The sequence below is a fragment of the Peribacillus frigoritolerans genome, assembly GCF_040250305.1.
GTDB lineage: Bacteria > Bacillota > Bacilli > Bacillales > DSM-1321 > Peribacillus.
Genome location: NZ_CP158190.1, coordinates 3,981,413 through 3,994,791, shown reverse-complemented (window position 1 = coordinate 3,994,791; position 13,379 = coordinate 3,981,413). Strand labels below are relative to the sequence as shown.

Annotated in this window: 14 protein-coding genes; 13 read left to right on the top strand and 1 reads right to left on the bottom strand. The window is 39.9% G+C overall.

Annotated elements, in window-relative coordinates:
• Positions 1-7: 7 nt before the first annotated feature.
• Positions 8-1,240: an aspartate kinase gene (locus ABOA58_RS19570; protein WP_350299651.1), complete on the top strand. Its 1,233-nt coding sequence runs from the start codon at positions 8-10 to the stop codon at positions 1,238-1,240.
• A gap of 63 nt (positions 1,241-1,303) precedes the next feature.
• Here the strand turns inward: ABOA58_RS19570 and ABOA58_RS19565 are convergent, their stop codons facing one another.
• Positions 1,304-1,774 carry a YslB family protein gene (locus ABOA58_RS19565; RefSeq protein ID WP_101222837.1) on the bottom strand — a complete coding sequence of 157 codons (471 nt, stop codon included), beginning with the start codon at positions 1,772-1,774 and terminating at the stop codon, positions 1,304-1,306.
• 384 nt (positions 1,775-2,158) lie between these two features.
• Between ABOA58_RS19565 and ABOA58_RS19560 the strand changes: the two genes are divergently transcribed.
• The 12 genes from ABOA58_RS19560 (at position 2,159) to ABOA58_RS19505 (ending at position 13,341) form a co-directional block, all read left to right on the top strand.
• A complete protein-coding gene (locus ABOA58_RS19560; RefSeq protein WP_034308986.1) occupies positions 2,159-2,767 on the top strand; it encodes a succinate dehydrogenase cytochrome b558 subunit in 609 nt (202 codons plus the stop codon).
• A gap of 70 nt (positions 2,768-2,837) precedes the next feature.
• Complete coding sequence (sdhA, locus tag ABOA58_RS19555) at positions 2,838-4,589, top strand: succinate dehydrogenase flavoprotein subunit (RefSeq protein WP_048689080.1); 1,752 nt, start codon at positions 2,838-2,840, stop codon at positions 4,587-4,589.
• Between the two features lie 17 nt (positions 4,590-4,606).
• Positions 4,607-5,380: a succinate dehydrogenase iron-sulfur subunit gene (sdhB, locus tag ABOA58_RS19550; RefSeq protein WP_048689018.1), complete on the top strand. Its 774-nt coding sequence runs from the start codon at positions 4,607-4,609 to the stop codon at positions 5,378-5,380.
• A gap of 228 nt (positions 5,381-5,608) precedes the next feature.
• Positions 5,609-6,073 (top strand): acyl-CoA thioesterase, encoded by a 465-nt coding sequence (locus tag ABOA58_RS19545; RefSeq protein WP_350299650.1) that lies wholly within the window; start codon positions 5,609-5,611, stop codon positions 6,071-6,073.
• Positions 6,074-6,195: 122 nt separating this feature from the next.
• A complete protein-coding gene (locus ABOA58_RS19540) occupies positions 6,196-6,420 on the top strand; it encodes a helix-turn-helix domain-containing protein (protein ID WP_028392149.1) in 225 nt (74 codons plus the stop codon).
• A 222-nt stretch (positions 6,421-6,642) separates the two neighbouring features.
• A complete protein-coding gene (locus tag ABOA58_RS19535; protein WP_350299649.1) occupies positions 6,643-7,086 on the top strand; it encodes a MarR family winged helix-turn-helix transcriptional regulator in 444 nt (147 codons plus the stop codon).
• Positions 7,087-7,096: 10 nt separating this feature from the next.
• Positions 7,097-7,900, top strand: a complete 804-nt coding sequence (gene racE / locus ABOA58_RS19530; protein ID WP_101222834.1) for a glutamate racemase — start codon at positions 7,097-7,099, stop codon at positions 7,898-7,900.
• A gap of 273 nt (positions 7,901-8,173) precedes the next feature.
• Positions 8,174-8,302, top strand: a complete 129-nt coding sequence (locus tag ABOA58_RS19525) for a hypothetical protein (RefSeq protein WP_350299648.1) — start codon at positions 8,174-8,176, stop codon at positions 8,300-8,302.
• A gap of 62 nt (positions 8,303-8,364) precedes the next feature.
• Positions 8,365-9,450 carry a GerMN domain-containing protein gene (locus ABOA58_RS19520; RefSeq protein ID WP_350299647.1) on the top strand — a complete coding sequence of 362 codons (1,086 nt, stop codon included), beginning with the start codon at positions 8,365-8,367 and terminating at the stop codon, positions 9,448-9,450.
• Positions 9,451-9,668: 218 nt separating this feature from the next.
• On the top strand, positions 9,669-10,751 hold the full coding sequence (locus ABOA58_RS19515) for a GerAB/ArcD/ProY family transporter (RefSeq protein WP_350299646.1): 1,083 nt from the start codon (positions 9,669-9,671) through the stop codon (positions 10,749-10,751).
• Positions 10,748-12,223, top strand: a complete 1,476-nt coding sequence (locus ABOA58_RS19510) for a spore germination protein (protein ID WP_350299645.1) — start codon at positions 10,748-10,750, stop codon at positions 12,221-12,223. The genes ABOA58_RS19515 and ABOA58_RS19510 overlap by 4 nt, the downstream gene beginning before the upstream one ends.
• Complete coding sequence (locus ABOA58_RS19505; RefSeq protein ID WP_350299644.1) at positions 12,220-13,341, top strand: Ger(x)C family spore germination protein; 1,122 nt, start codon at positions 12,220-12,222, stop codon at positions 13,339-13,341. Before ABOA58_RS19510 ends, ABOA58_RS19505 begins: the two co-directional genes overlap by 4 nt.
• Positions 13,342-13,379: the final 38 nt, after the last annotated feature.

Below are 13,379 nucleotides of genomic sequence, written 5' to 3'. Positions count from 1 at the left end.
CATGAGGATGGCATTAATCGTTCAAAAATTTGGCGGAACATCCGTCGGAAGCGTAGAAAAAATCAAAAATGTTGCCGATCGGGTAATCGAGGAAGCGCAGAATGGAAATGAGGTAGTCGTCGTTGTTTCAGCCATGGGGAAAACCACGGATCAATTGGTGTCCATGGCCCGGGATATTTCCGGAACCCCGAGCAAGAGGGAAATGGATATGCTTTTGACTACGGGGGAACAGGTAACGATTTCCCTGTTAACGATGGCATTGATTGAAAAAGGACATGAAGCCATTTCGTATACTGGCTGGCAGGCTGGCATGCAAACGGAATCCGTTCATGGGAATGCCCGGATTTTAAACATCGATGCCACGAGGATCCAAGCTAAGCTACAGGAGAAGAAAATAGTGGTCGTGGCCGGTTTCCAGGGTAACGATGCAAATGGGGAAATCACTACCTTAGGGCGAGGCGGTTCCGATACGACGGCGGTTGCCATCGCTGCAGCGCTGAATGCGGATAGATGCGATATTTATACGGATGTAACGGGCGTTTTCACAACGGACCCTCGCTACATAAAAGGCGCACGAAAACTCCAATCCATTTCTTATGATGAAATGCTGGAACTTGCCAACCTGGGGGCGGGCGTCCTTCATCCGAGGGCTGTCGAATATGCAAAAAATTATCAAATTCCGCTTGAAGTCCGTTCAAGCATGGAGAGAGAATCAGGAACGATCATTGAGGAGGAAGCAACTATGGAAGAAAACTTAATTGTACGCGGGATTGCTTTTGAAGACAGTATTACGAGGGTCACAATATATGGTTTGCCCCAATCACTTGGTGCATTATCCACAATCTTCACAACACTTGCGAAAAACCGGATCAATGTGGACATCATCATTCAAAGCATGACTGCCGAGGATACGACCAATCTATCTTTTTCCACAAAAAGTGAAGATACGGAAGCGGCCTTGATCGTGCTGGAAAATAATAAAGAACAATTGGGATTCGACCGAGTCGAAACGGAGAGCGGATTGGCCAAAGTGTCCATCGTCGGTTCTGGTATGGTATCCAATCCGGGAGTGGCTGCCGAGATGTTTGAAGTGATGGCCAATACAGGCATCCAGGTGAAAATGGTCAGCACATCGGAAATTAAAGTTTCGACTGTCGTCAATGAAAAGGAAATGGTGAAGGCGGTTGAATCTCTTCATGAAGCATTTAAACTAGGTCAACATGCAAATGTGCTAGCTTAAGTGTCAGGAGTCCAATAAAAAACAGACTTCCGGTAAAAAGGGTAAGTCTGTTTTAAGGGCTCATTAGATTGGATCTCTGGGATCCCATTGGATGGTGAATATCACTTTTTTTGCGCGGCGTTTGATTTCTTCCGTTGATTCGCTGAGGAATTTTTTTTGCAGTGTAAACTGCTCGGCAAGGAAACCGGCTTCAAGTTGGAAGTGACAATCAGGGTGTAAATCCAGGCGGCGGCTGATTATTTCACCCGTCAGGGATAACTCCATCTCGTGTTTCGTATACTTCAAGATTTCCAGATTGCCCCATCCAGCGCTTTGGAAAAATTCAATCACTTCCTGATCGCCATTCAATGGGAATTTTCTTGCTAATTGTTTACCTGCCCAATAGAGGATTTGATTAGAGTCTTTTCCGAGAATATCGTTCAATAGAACTTCTCTGATTAATTCGTATCCGAAAGCTGGAACCAGGAATTCTTCAGTTTGAATTTCTTCAGTTTGAATCTCTTCTTCTATCGCAGCAGCAATATTTTTTTTCATAATTTATCGCCTCTTTCTGTAAATCTATTATAAACGTATTTCTTTTGCAAATTATACTGTTTTTTATTTATTTAAATAACAATTGGAAAAAAATGAGAAATTATACCGAGATATTAATAGTTAAATTAGAAATTTATTCAAAATATCATCTTGACATGCAAAAAATATCCAATTTAATCCAATAAAATCTATTCTGAAAAAGAGATTTCTTGTATCCGTTTTCTTGACGCACATAGAAGTCAGGAGTAAAATGGACATGTCACATAATTGTAAAGGAAGTATAGAGGAGTTTTTTTGACTCTATACTGTATTTTCACGCGGAGATAAAAGGTAGCCACCAGTTTATCTTTGCATGATTTTTCACAAATTAAGGGGGGGCACTTAGTGGCAAAAAATCGTGAGTTTGGGAATCGCAGGCTTCATTCACTTCTAGGAGTAATTCCAATTGGTCTATTCCTAATTTTTCATTTATCGGTAAACTTTATGGCAACAAAAGGAGAAGAAACTTTTAATGGGGCAGTTCATTTAATTGAGTATACGCCCGTGAAGATTCTGGTAGAATGGGTCGTCATCTATCTACCGCTCATTTTCCATGCTGTGTACGGAATTTATATTGCCTTTACAGCAAAAAACAATTTAGGCAGATTTAGTTTCTTCCGTAACTGGATGTTCATGCTACAACGTCTAACTGGAATCATAACGTTGATTTTCCTTGTTTGGCATATATGGGCAACTAGAATTCAAGCAGCTATGGGTGCTGAAGTTAACTTTGACATGATGGCTGAAATTTTCTCTAGTCCATTTATGATTGTGTTCTATATTGTTGGTATTATCTCGGCAATCTTCCACTTTGCTAATGGATTATGGTCATTTGCAGTGAGCTGGGGTCTTACAGTTTCACCAAGATCGCAAAGAATCATGACTTACTTTACATTGATCGTTTTCGTTCTTCTTTCTTATATCGGAATCAGCGCAATTTTCGCTTTCGTATAAGAAGATAGAGTTCATTTATAAGAATTAGGAAAAACATAGCTTGGCTAATGGAAATAAGGGAGTGACAGAATTGGGTAAAGGTAAAATAGTTATCGTTGGTGGAGGTCTAGCTGGATTAATGGCTACGATCAAAGCAGCAGAGCTGGGACAACAGGTTGATTTATTTTCTTTAGTGCCTGTTAAACGCTCTCACTCAGTTTGTGCCCAAGGCGGAATCAACGGGGCAGTTAATACAAAAGGTGAAGGGGATTCTCCATATATCCACTTCGACGATACAGTTTATGGCGGAGATTTCTTGGCTAACCAACCGCCGGTTAAAGCGATGTGCGAAGCAGCACCATCGATCATTCATATGTTTGACCGTATGGGTGTTATGTTCAACCGTACTCCGGAAGGTCTTCTTGATTTCCGTCGTTTCGGTGGTACTCAACATAGCCGTACAGCATTCGCTGGTGCAACAACTGGTCAGCAATTACTTTACGCATTGGACGAGCAGGTTCGCCGTTATGAAGTTGAAGGCCTTGTAACGAAATATGAAGGCTGGGAATTCCTTGGAGCTGTTATCGATGATGAGCAAACAGCACGCGGTATCGTAGCTCAAAACCTGACTTCAATGGAAATCAAATCATTCCCTGGAGACGCTGTAATCATGGCGAGCGGCGGCCCTGGAATCATTTTCGGTAAATCAACTAACTCAATGATCAATACAGGTTCAGCTGCTTCCATCGTTTATCAACAAGGTGTAAATTATGCTAATGGTGAGTTCATTCAAATTCACCCGACAGCAATCCCTGGAGATGACAAACTTCGTCTAATGAGTGAATCCGCTCGTGGTGAAGGTGGACGTATCTGGACATATAAAGACGGAAAACCTTGGTATTTCCTTGAAGAAAAATACCCTGCTTATGGTAATCTAGTACCTCGTGATATCGCGACTCGTGAAATCTTCGACGTCTGCATGAACATGAAGCTTGGCATTAATGGTGAAAACATGGTTTACCTGGATCTATCACATAAAGATCCGAAATTACTTGATATTAAACTTGGCGGAATCATTGAAATCTACGAGAAATTCATGGGTGAAGATCCTCGTAAAGTTCCAATGAAGATTTTCCCTGCCGTTCACTATTCTATGGGCGGACTTTGGGTTGATTATGACCAAATGACTAACATCAAAGGTTTATTCGCTGCAGGTGAGTGTGATTACTCACAACATGGCGGTAACCGTCTTGGTGCCAACTCACTTCTTTCTGCAATCTATGGTGGTTCAGTCGCTGGACCGAACGCCGTTAAATATATTGAAGGCCTTGCTAAAACTTCAGAATCCATTCCTTCTTCATTGTATGAAGGGTACGAAAAACAAGAACAAGAGAAATGGAATGAAGTCATGTCTCTTGATGGTAATGAAAATGCGTACGTCCTTCACAAAGAACTTGGTGAGTGGATGACACAGCATGTTACTGTAGTTCGTTACAATGACAAGCTGAAAGAAACGGATAACAAGATTCTTGAGCTGATGGAACGTTACAAGAAAATTAACATCAATGACACGGCTAAATGGAGTAACCAAGGAGCTGCATTCACTAGACAGCTGCAAAACATGATGCAATTGGCTCGTGTAATCACAATTGGTGCGTTAAACCGTGACGAAAGCCGCGGAGCGCATTACAAACCTGATTTCCCAGAACGTAATGATGAGGAATTCATGAAAACTACTATGGCAACATTCAAAGGCTTGGATCAAGCACCTGAATTCCATTATGAAGACATAGATGTATCACTGATCGCACCGCGTAAACGTGACTACACTACGAAACACTAAAGAGGGGGAGCAAAAAAATGGTTGAAACTAAATCTGAGACTAAAACAGTCCGTTTTATAATCACTCGTCAAGATACACCGGATTCAGCTCCTTATGATGAGGAATTCGAATTAGCGTACCGTCCGAATATGAACGTAATTTCCGCCCTAATGGAAATTCGTCGTAATCCAGTAACGGTACAAGGCAAGCACACTACAGCAATCGCATGGGACATGAACTGTCTTGAAGAGGTATGTGGTGCTTGTTCAATGGTTATCAATGGTAAACCAAGACAATCATGTACAGCTCTTATCGATCAATTGGAGCAGCCGGTTCGTCTAGCACCAATGCGTACATTCCCTGTTGTTCGTGACCTGCAAGTCGATCGCAGCCGTATGTTCGACTCATTGAAAAAGGTAAAAGCATGGATTCCAATCGATGGAACGTACAACCTTGGACCAGGACCGCGTATGCCAGAAAAGAAACGTCAATGGGCTTACGAGTTATCTAAATGTATGACTTGCGGTGTATGTTTGGAAGCTTGTCCGAACGTAAACAGCAATTCAGACTTCATGGGGCCACAACCATTATCACAAGTTCGTTTATTCAACGCACATCCAACTGGTGCAATGAACAAAGCTGAACGTTTAAATACGATCATGGGTGATGGAGGACTTGCAAACTGCGGTAACTCACAAAACTGTGTGCAGTCTTGCCCTAAAGGCATTCCATTAACGACTTCGATTGCAGCGTTGAACCGTGATACTACGATCCAACAATTCCGTAACTTCTTCGGCAGCGATGAAGTTTAATAATGAAAATGAAAGAACCTGTATCTTATGATATGGGTTCTTTTTTTTGGATTGATAGCTGGGATTGATGTGTAAAATGATTTGCGGCACCCGGCAAATGCATAATGTTCGATTAATGAAGTTAGAATGATCAAATTAAACAGCTTCCAATATAAAATACTTTTCATTATGGCTGTTTTCTTATAAAATGAGTGAATAGTCATTCATTTCAGAAAGGGTGTGCACAAGTTGGGCAGAATATCATATATCGATAATATAGCGGAGTGGATCAATGATTTTTCCTTTAAACATGAGATTAAGGTCCGTTTTTCAGAAACTGATATGTTTGGGCACCTGAATAACACGATTCCTTTTACTTATTTTGAGGAAGCACGGATTGAGTATTTCAATAGCATGGGATTCATGAAGGATTGGACCTCTGCTGAATGCGGTGAGATGCCGGTTGTTGCTAACTTACAGTGTGATTACCTGAAGCAGGTGTTTTTCAATGATTTATTGACGATTCATGTGAAAGCTGACCATATCGGAAATTCTTCAGTGGACATACATTATATGGGGATCAAACAAGATGGATCAATTTGTCTAACGGGCAGGGGGACGATTGTGCAAGTCTCCAAGGCCACCGGAAAGCCGATACCTTGGACGGAAGAGATGAAGCAGTCGATGTGGCATACTGTGCTGGAACATTCCTAAAAATATTTCCATTTAGACAAGTAAAAGAGTCACTCCATTGCCCCAGCCGACATACTATATCTTGACTAAATAGACACCCACTCCGGGTTTTATGCTGGTGAAGGCAAGGAGGGTAACATTACTTGAAGGAGAACGAATTCACTCATAAGCCACTACTCACCAAAAGAGAAAAAGAAGTATTTGAGTTACTAGTACAAGACAAAACAACAAAAGAAATCGCAGGTGAATTGTTTATTAGCGAAAAAACAGTTCGAAACCATATTTCGAATGCGATGCAGAAGCTTGGAGTTAAAGGACGTTCGCAGGCAGTCATAGAACTCCTTCGTATGGGAGAACTTAAGCTTTAATGTGTTAACTCTTAATACGTAAGCCTTATAAATATTTTCTCTCCCGTTCATTGGCAGCATATAAGGAAGGGCAAAACAATTTGGTTGTTTTGACTTCTTTGGATGCTGCTTATTTTTATGGAGAGCGTTTCATTAAGATTCCAGGTAATCAATCTTGAAAATCATTTCACTTTCATCCAAAATGGTAGTATGATAAGTTTCATGAAGTGGGGAGCTGTGTGTATGGATGAAGGGAAGCAGGCGGCATATGTAGCCGATATCGAGAGGGAATTGCGCTATGTATCGTCATGGCTTAAGCAAAGGGGAAGAGAAATTCTCCATGATTATAAAATTACCATTCCTCAATTCGTGGCTTTGCAATGGCTTTTTGAATCAGGAGACATGACGATTGGCGAATTGTCCACGAAGATGTTTCTCGCCTTCAGCACAACGACGGATCTGATTGACCGCATGGAGAAACATCAGCTTGTCCAGCGTGTCAGGGATGAAAATGACCGGCGTGTGGTTCGAATTCACCTTCTTGAAGAAGGTGAACGGATAATCGAAGAAGTGATTAATAAACGGCAGCAGTACTTGAGTGGCGTATTAGTCAATTTTAACGAATCTGACATCATGTCCCTCAAAGGGATTCTAGTAAAACTACATCAAGAAATGAAAGAAAAATGAGGCGAGTTTTTTGAAACAACCGATAGGCATCATTGATTCAGGGGTAGGCGGTTTGACAGTAGCTAAAGAAGTCATGCGTCAGCTTCCAAATGAAAATATAATTTACTTAGGTGATACAGCAAGATGCCCTTATGGGCCGAGGACCAAAAAAGATGTCCAAACCTTTACATGGCAAATGACGAGGTTTTTGATGAAGAAGGAAATAAAAATGCTGATCATCGCCTGCAATACAGCGACTGCAGCTGTACTGGATGAAATCAGGGCAACACTTCCGATTCCGGTGTTGGGTGTCATCCATCCAGGGGCAAGGGCGGCATTGAAAGTTTCTGATTCCTTGCATATTGGCGTTATTGGTACGGAAGGCACGGTGAAAAGCAAAGCATATGACGACGCGCTTGCCTCCATCAATTCCGATGTGAAAGTAGATAGTTTAGCATGCCCGAAATTTGTCCCAATCGTAGAAAGCGGGGAGTTTGAAGGGGGTATCGTCAATAGGGTCGTGGCACAAACCTTGAACCCGTTGAAGAAAACGAAGATCGATACATTGATCCTTGGATGTACCCATTATCCACTGCTGGGGCCTGTAATCTCTTCCTATATGGGGGATGAAGTACAAGTCATTTCCTCTGGGGAAGAAACGGCCCGTGAGGCAAGTGTCATTTTGGATTACTATAAATTAATCAATAAAAGCAAGCTCCGCCCCGTTCATCGCTTTTATACAACCGGTTCCAGAGATATGTTTGGTTCCATCGCGTCGAGCTGGCTCGGTATTCATGTCAATACCATCGAAACAATTAAAATCGATCACTTATAAGACTTCCATTTGGAAGTCTTTTTTTCTTGTCTTGAACAGACGGTGTTAGTATAGATACGGTGATTATGAGACATATATCAGATTCATATTTTGGAACAAGAATTCACTATCAACATAAAGCCTGCTATGTCTTTTCAAGAAGTGCGAAAGGGATAGAAGGATATGCCGAGTTTATGAACGAAGTTGTAGGTGATTTCATCGGAAGACAGAAAGAAGGTTCAAGGATCTGTCTTGTTGGCGGTGCAGAAATAGGACTTCATGAGGGAAACGCAGGTGGATGAAATGATCCTGTCCATCATTCCGATTATACTTGGGGATGGGAATCGATTGCTCAATCAGAAGCTGACAAAGATGCAGCAGTACGGGCAAATTGCCCAGCTCCACTATCAGAGGGAAAAATAATTGGTCTATTTTCCCCTAGGGCTCGTATAAATAGGAGTACAAACTGTCCTAGGAGTGATTTTATGTCCAATAAATCAAAAGTAACAATGGCTGTGACCATTCTGGCATCTTCTTTTTGGCTTTCAGGCTGCGGATTATTTGGCGGTGAAGAGAAAAAGGAAATAGATCCGCCAAAGGATGTTTCATTAGTCGAGGATGAATCTTCATTAAAAGAAAAAGAAACAGAAACGAATGGTGAGGAAAAGCCCGCGACTGATGGAGAAGAGGGCGCAGTTGAATCGAAAACAGTGAAGACGGAGTTATATTTAATTGATAAAAGCGGGTATGTGGTTCCACAGACGTTGGAACTTCCTAAATCGGAAGCTGTCGCCAAACAGGCTCTTGATTACCTTGTCACTAACGGACCTGTCACGGATAAACTTCCGAATGGATTCAGGGCCGTCATTCCTGCCGATACCCAAATAAGCGTGAACATTAAAGACGGAGTGGCTGTGGCGGACTTTTCGCCGGAGTTCAAAAATTATCAGAAAGAGGATGAACTTAAAATCCTTCAAGCCATTACATGGACACTGACACAATTCGACTCGGTCGAGAAAATCCAAATGAGAATTAATGGGGAAGATATATCCGAAATGCCTGTCAATGGCACACCGATAGATGAGAATATCTCAAGGTCGTCAGGAATCAATATCGATACGAGTGACGTAGTCGACATTTCCAATACCAAATCACTGACCGTTTATTATGTAGGCGGTGACGAGGAGTACACCTATTATGTTCCTGTGACACGCAGGATCAGCGAAACGGTGTCTGATAATGTAACAGCGGTCATTCAGGAATTAACGAAGAGTCCTTCGGGTTCAAGCCTGCAAACAGGGTTCATGAGCGATGTAGCTTTACTTGACGAGCCTAAGGTGGCAGAAGGTAAGGTCAGCCTCAATTTTAACGAAAATATCCTTGGAAGCTTTAAAGAGAAAAAGGTATCACAAGAAGTCCTTGATGCCTTGGTCCTTTCCTTAACGGAACAGAAAGGAATTGAAAGCGTTGAAGTGCAAGTGCAGGGCAGCGCAGATGTTCTTAATGAAGAAGGCAAGAAATTATCCGAACCAGTGGTCCGTCCAGAGAAAGTCAACACAGGTAGTTTTTAAAGCGCGATTTATATCTAGAAAACACAAAGAGGCAGCCAGCAGCTGCCTCTTTTTTTTATTCCACCATTGCCCCTGTTATATACATTTTAATTGTTGTTTTAGTTGAAAACTAATACCTCAGCTAAGCAATTTCTCGTATCAAGAGAAAGTTTTTACATAAATAAATTTTTAAAAGGGGAAATTACTTTTAATCATGTAATTAATGGGGGGATATTATTTTGGATCAAAAGGTCATTCAGGCTTTACACATCTATGTTTTGATCATTATGAATACAGGATTCATGGTACATGTCCTGCTCCTTCCCAATATATTGACCGCATCTCAACGCGACGCATGGATAAGTGTCATAATAAGTGTTGTTCCATGTTTTGTTTGGACACTATTTATTTTTTATATTTATAAAAAACTAGATAAAGAAGATATAATCTCTTTTCTGAAAAAATGGTCTACACCTTTTGTTACATATATCTTCACTATAGCATTTGGGTTGTACTTTATAATTAACGCCTTCATTACCGTCAAATTTACAGTGATTTGGGCAAAAGCTAATTATACTCATGACATACCAAACATCGTAGTTGTCAGCCTATTCACCTTTATATGTATTTTTGCAAGTTATAAAGGAATACGCACCATAAGTACTTTGGCTCTCCTATTTCTTCCGGTCGTCACTTTTTTCGGGATATTTGTGGGGCTGGGGAATACGAGTAATAAGAATTACGAATTATTGTTCCCGATATTTGAAAGCGGATATAGCAATACTTTAAATGGAATTCTGTATACGAGTGCAGGATATTTAGAAATCATCGTTTTTTTATTTTTAACTCCTTACCTGAAAAATAAGCTAAAAGCCAAGTGGCTTTTACTGGTTGGTATTATCTTAATCATGCTGACGTTAGGACCCCTCATGGGAGCGATTGCAGAATTTGGTTCTGTGGAAGCAGTGAAAATGAGGAATCCAGCTTACGAACAGTGGAAGTTGCTAAGGTTTGGCTATTATATTACTCGACTTGATTTCCTTTCCATTTTCCAATGGCTTTCAGGTGCCATGATTCGAATAAGTTTATGTTTATTTATAGGCTATAAATTAATCTCAAATTCAAAACATCAGAAGTGGATACTGCTTTCGCTATATTTGTTAATTGTTATTGGCACGCTAATCCATTGGGATGCTACTTCATTTTTTAATCTTATCTACAAGTATTTCTTTCCAATCAGCAGTCTGTTTCTTTTAAGTGCTGCAATTATACTGTTAATTCTTATTTTTATAAAGGGAAAAGGAAAAGGTGAAACATTATGAAGAAGGGAAAATTGAATGGAACTCCTTCTTACATTGACCAAATCCAAAAATGGTTCGAACATTCTTCCGATGTTGTTTTAAGAACAAAAACTTTTGATAATGAAGGTCGTTATTTGTTGGGTTTTTTATATGCGCCGAACTTAGTGGATATGCCATTTATCAATGAAGTGATACTGCCTACAATATCAAAAGCGGTTCAAGAAAATGGGGAATTAACAATTGATCAATTAAGCAATATTATGGAAATCAGTATGCTTGAAAAGGGCTCCGGTTTAAAAGAGGAAGTGGAAAGCATTCTTTTTTCTGGAGACCTGATCATTATTAATGAATCTTCTAATGAAATTTACTATACCCCATTAGCTAATTCCCCTAAGCGCAGTCCGGAAGAATCCAATATAGAATCTTCCATTCGTGGACCTAGAGATGGATTTGTTGAGAATATATCGGATAACATGTCTTTAATTCGCCAAAGGTTAAAAACGGCATCACTTAAATGTATAGAATATACAATCGGGAAAAGAAGTAAAACAAAAATATTGCTGCTTTATATTGATGACATTATTAATCCCTCGATTCTTTTGGATATTAAAGAACGATTGGATTCATTAAAGGTTGATATCATAGTCAGCAGTTACCAAGTTGAAGAACTCTTATATGATAATCAACTTTCCATCTTCCCCTTAATGGATTATATCGGTCGACCGGACTATGTTGTTGAATCATTGAATCAAGGGCGCTTTGCCATCCTGGTGGACGGGAATCCCACATGCTTGATCGGACCAACAAGTATTAATCAGTTGCTTTATTCTGCTGATGACGCACATGCAAGCTTTTTTTACATTAGTTTTATACGCATCATTCGTGTAGTCGCCTTATTTGTAACCGTTACGTTACCGGGTTTTTTTATAGCGTTAGTTACCTATCAATTCGATCAAATTCCCTTTTCGCTACTTGCGACGATTTCAATCACGAGACAGGGATTACCCATACCTGCTTCTTTGGAGGCATTCTTGATGATCATATTGTTTGAACTATTTAAAGAAGCCGGTCTTCGCCTGCCAAAAGCTGTAGGTCCGACGGTTTCTGTGTTGGGTGGACTAATTATAGGTGATGCAGCGATTCGGGCAGGACTGACCTCACCCTCCATGCTCGTAATAATAGCTGTAACAGTTCTCTCGAGCTATACCTTGATCAATCAGAATATTGCTGGGAATATCGTTCTTATAAGGTTATTCATATTTGCATGTTCAGCGTTTTTAGGCTTGTTTGGATTCTTCATGGGAATATTCCTCATCTTGATTGTTGTGGTTTCCTTGGAAAGTTTCGGACAGCCTTTTGTGAATCCATTTTCCAAACCAAATAAATCGGATATGTTAAAAGTCTTATTCAAGCTTCCGTATGGGATGTTAAGACAGCGGAATCAAGCTCTACAGTCCAGTGATAATGAACCGCAAAAGGAGTCGAACAAATGAGAAAGCTAATTGCAGTCATGGTAATTGGCTGTCAACTTTTATTGACGACAGGCTGTTGGGGAATGAAGGAAATTCAAGCTCAAACATATGGATCCGCTCTAGGCGTCGATTATAAAGAGGGTGAATTCATCTTATACTTTCAAGCATTGAATTTTGCGGATATAGCAAAACAAGAGGGGGCCACAGCATTACAAGAAAAATCTTCTGTTGTCATTGGGGAAGGTAAAGGGGAAAGTATCGAAGAAGCATTTACTGAATTAGAACAAAATGCAGCATTGCCACTGTATATCGGGCATATTAACTCCTTCATTTTAAGTGAGAATGTAATCAATAAGAAAATGAAGGATTTCATTGAATATGTGGGGAAAGAGCCCTTATTGCGATACAATTCATGGCTGTTTGTTACAAAAGAAGATATTAAAAAGGTGTTTGACAGTGATAGTTTCTTTAATCTTCCTAACCTATTCACGATCATTCAAAGGCCAGAGACCGTTATTAATGAGAATTATTTCATATCCCCGTTAAAATTCAATGAGCTGGTTTCGAAATTTTATCAACCGGTTGGTTCCATTTTAATTCCCTCTATGGTAATAAATGAGCGTCATTACTCAGAGAAGGGGAAAGAAAAAAAGATACCAACGTTGAATGGCGGCTATGTTTTATCAAAACAACAGTATAAAGGGTTCGTAAGTAAACAAGATTTGATAGGTATGAAATGGGTTGGAAATAAGGCGACTGTAATGTTTTTTTCCCTGAACAAACAAAAGGTAAGTGTTGAAATCATGGACCCCAAAACAAACATCATAGTATTGGAACAACAAAAGAAACCCTTATATGATTTAGAAGTTAGAGCAAATGGAATATTGAAACAAAATATAGACAACTTGGATATGGAAAAAATCGAAAAAAAGGTAGAAATAAAAATTAAGCAAGATATTTTGAAGACGTTGGAGACTGGGGAAAAAATCAATACAGATCTTTTTAACATAAGTGAAAAGGCATACAGATACCATGCCAATAAGTGGGATAATAAAATTATTAATTCCTTTGATAAGTCTTCAATAAATAACATAAAAGTTAATATCCATATTGAACATAGTGAAAATTACAAACGTTAGTTTTATAAGTATTGCAGATAAGGGAGTTGTGTTAGACT

Coding starts and splice junctions, on each gene's coding strand:
- ABOA58_RS19520 (WP_350299647.1), top strand. CDS start 8,365: ATGTCCAATAAATCAAAAGTAACAATGGCTGTGACCATTCTGGCATCT.
- sdhB (WP_048689018.1), top strand. CDS start 4,607: ATGGTTGAAACTAAATCTGAGACTAAAACAGTCCGTTTTATAATCACT.
- ABOA58_RS19510 (WP_350299645.1), top strand. CDS start 10,748: ATGAAGAAGGGAAAATTGAATGGAACTCCTTCTTACATTGACCAAATC.
- ABOA58_RS19565 (WP_101222837.1), bottom strand. CDS start 1,774: ATGAAAAAAAATATTGCTGCTGCGATAGAAGAAGAGATTCAAACTGAA.
- ABOA58_RS19505 (WP_350299644.1), top strand. CDS start 12,220: ATGAGAAAGCTAATTGCAGTCATGGTAATTGGCTGTCAACTTTTATTG.
- ABOA58_RS19535 (WP_350299649.1), top strand. CDS start 6,643: ATGGATGAAGGGAAGCAGGCGGCATATGTAGCCGATATCGAGAGGGAA.
- ABOA58_RS19570 (WP_350299651.1), top strand. CDS start 8: ATGGCATTAATCGTTCAAAAATTTGGCGGAACATCCGTCGGAAGCGTA.